The sequence below is a fragment of the Aeromicrobium sp. PFPM2_SD2 genome, from assembly GCF_057364525.1.
Genome location: NZ_JBNFNZ010000300.1, coordinates 1 through 3,190, shown reverse-complemented (window position 1 = coordinate 3,190; position 3,190 = coordinate 1). Strand labels below are relative to the sequence as shown.

Genomic DNA, 3,190 nt, shown 5'->3' with positions numbered 1-3,190 from the left:
GGGGCCGGGCGGGGCGTCGCGACGGGTGCGTCAGGCGCGCGCGATGCGCACCATGTCGTCGCGCGGGACGACCAAAAAAAAAAAAAAAAAAAATTGACCCGCTCGCGCTGGTGCTCGTGGCTCTCGCCCAGGCCGAGCTCGTGCTCGTCGAGCTTCTCCCAGCCCTCCCAGGTCGTGTACTGCAGGCCGAGCGAGTCCAGGTGGCGGTCGAACGCCTCGCGCTCGGGCTGCTCGGGGGCAGCCAGGCGGCCGGCCTCGAAGTCCTCCAGCAGCATCGTGACGGTCTGGTTGGCGTCGGACTTGGTGTGGCCGATCAGGCCGATCGGGCCGCGCTTGATCCAGCCGGTGACGTACGCGCCGGGCAGCGGCGAGCCGTCGATCTCGAGCACGTGGCCGCCGTCGTTGGGCACGACGCCGGCGTTGGTGTCGAACGGCAGGCCGGCGAGCTGGTCGGAGTAGTAGCCGATCGCCCGGTAGACCGCCTGGACCGGCCAGTCCTGGAACTGGCCCGTGCCGCGGACGTTGCCGGTGCCGTCGAGCTCGGTGACCTCGGTGCGCAGGCCGACGACCTTGCCGTCCTCGCCGAGGATCTCGACCGGGTTCTGGCAGAAGTGGATGTGGATGCGGTGGTCGGCGCCCGACGGCTCGGTGGCCAGGTACTTGGTCAGGACGTCGACGACGAGCTTCTGGCTCTTGGACGCGCGGATGGCGTCCATCGAGCCCTCGTCGAACTCGAAGCCCTCGGGGTGCACGACGACGTCGATGTTGGGCGAGTGCGACAGCTCGCGCAGCTCCATCGGCGTGAACTTCACCTGGGCCGGGCCGCGGCGCGCGAAGACGTGGACGTCCTTGGCCGCGTTCTTCTTCAGGCCCTCGTAGACGTTGTCGGGGATCTCGGTGACCAGCAGCTCGTCGGCCGTCTTGGCCAGGATGCGGGCGATGTCGAGGCCGACGTTGCCCACGCCGAGCACGGCGACGGACTCGGCGTGCGGCTGGAAGTCCCACTCGCGCGAGACGTCCGGGTGGCCGTCGTACCAGTAGACGAAGTCGGCCGCGCCGTAGCTGCCGTGCAGGTCGATGCCGGGGATGTCCAGGTCGCGGTCGCGGCGGGCGCCGGTGGCGAAGACGACCGCGTCGTAGAACTGGCGCAGCTGCTCGAGCTTGAGGTCGTCGCCGTACGCGACGTTGCCGAAGAAGCGGATGTCCTCGTTGCTCATCACGCGCTTGAGCGCCTTGATGATCTCCTTGATCCGCGGGTGGTCCGGCGCCACGCCGTAGCGGATCAGGCCGAACGGCGTGGGGTCGCGCTCGATCAGGTCGACGGTGACGTCGGCGTCGGACTTGGTCAGGATGTCGGCGGCGTAGATGCCGGCCGGTCCCGCGCCCACGATGGCGACGCGCAGCTGCCTGCTCATTCAGTGTTCTCCCGGGTCGACTGGGTCTTAGGCAAGCCTAAACGGTGGCGCCAATCGGGCACCCGTCGCGTCCATCGGGCAAGACGCCTTGAGATTGCGGGCTCCCTGGAGCCGCTGGGAGGGTGGAGCGGACGAAGGGAGAGCCCGTGTCGACAGCCGTCGTGGTGGGATCGGGGCCGAACGGCCTGGCAGCGGCCATCGTCCTCGCGCAGGCCGGCGTGGACGTCACCGTGCTGGAGGCCCACGACTCGATCGGTGGCGGCACCCGCACCGAGGAGCTGACGCTGCCCGGCGTCCTGCACGACGTCTGCTCCGCGGCGCACCCGACCGGGCTGGCCTCCCCGTTCTTCCGCGCGCTGCCGCTGGCCGAGCACGGCCTGGAGTGGCTGTGGCCCGAGATCGACGCCGTCCACCCGCTCGACGGCGGCCGCGGCGCCGCGCTCTACCGCGACCTGGACCGCACGGTCGCGGGGCTGGGGGTCGACGGCGACCGCTGGCGCAAGGCGTTCGGCCCGCTCGTCGAGCACAAGGACGCCCTGGTGGAGGAGCTGTTCGGCCCCATCGTCCACGTGCCCGGCCACCCGCTGCTCATGGCCCGCTTCGGCGTCAACGCGCTGCTGCCCGCGACGGTGTTCGCCCGGCGGTTCCAGGACCCGCAGACCCGCGCCCTGTTCGCCGGCATGGCCGACCACGCCGTCCAGCCCCTGACGCGTCCGACCACGGCCGCGCTGGGCCTCATGTTCGGCACGTTCTCGCACGGCTGGGGCTGGCCCGTGGCCAAGGGCGGGTCGATCGCCATCACCCGGGCGATGGCGTCGCTGCTGCGCAAGCTCGGCGGACGCATCGAGACCGGGCACCGGGTCACCGAGCTGCCGCAGGCCGACCTCGTCCTGCTCGACACCAGCCCGGACCAGGCCCTCGCCCTGGCCGGCGACCGGGCGCCGTGGCACGTGCGGCGCTCGCTGCGGAGGTGGCGGTACGGCCCGGGCACGTTCAAGGTCGACCTGGCCGTCGCGGGCGGGGTGCCGTGGACGAACGAGCTGGCCCACCGGGCCGGCACCGTGCACCTCGGCGGCGAGATCGAGGAGGTCAACGCCGCCGAGCGGGCCATCGCTCAGGGACGCATGCCGGAACGCCCGTTCGTCATCGTGTGCCAGCAGCACCTGGCCGACCCGAGCCGGTCGGCCGGCGACGTCCACCCGATCTGGGCCTACGCCCACGTCCCGCACGGCTACACCGGCGACGCGACCGAGGCGCTCCTGAGCCAGGTCGAGCGCTTCGCGCCCGGGTTCCGCGAGCGCGTGCTGGCCGTCTCCGTCCGCGGGTCGCAGGCCTGGCAGGAGTACAACGCGAACTACGTGGGCGGCGACATCGCCGGTGGTGCGAACGACCCGTGGCAGGTCGTCATGCGTCCGCGGATGTCGACCGACCCCTACAAGGTCGCCGACGGCGTGTACCTGTGCTCGGCCTCGACGCCGCCGGGTGGCGGGGTGCACGGCATGTCCGGCTTCCAGGCCGCCGTCCGGGCGCTGCGCTCGTTGTGACGTTGGTCGGGACGCTGGGGGAACCGGCGTCGGGCTGAGATCGTTGTGCCGACAAGCTCATGTCGTCTCGTGTCCAGGAGGACCGATGAAGCCCACCCGCCTCACCCGCGCCGCCGGCGCCGCCGTCGCCTCGACGCTGCTGCTGACCGCGGCCTGCGGGTCCGACGACGACGCGTCCGGCGCCGAGACCTCGTCCGCGCCCGACTCGCGCACGTCGCTCGACGACCTTCG

Annotated in this window: 2 protein-coding genes; one reads left to right on the top strand and one right to left on the bottom strand. The window is 71.7% G+C overall.

What is annotated here, in order from left to right:
- On the bottom strand, positions 1-1,415 hold a 1,415-nt coding region (locus AC2W7G_RS12465; protein ID WP_485868722.1), incomplete at its 3' end, for an FAD-dependent oxidoreductase.
- 146 nt (positions 1,416-1,561) lie between these two features.
- Here AC2W7G_RS12465 and AC2W7G_RS12460 point away from each other — a divergent pair.
- Entirely contained in the window at positions 1,562-2,959 is a 1,398-nt protein-coding gene (locus AC2W7G_RS12460) for a phytoene desaturase family protein (RefSeq protein WP_485868721.1), read from the top strand.
- The last annotated feature ends 231 nt before the right edge of the window (positions 2,960-3,190 follow it).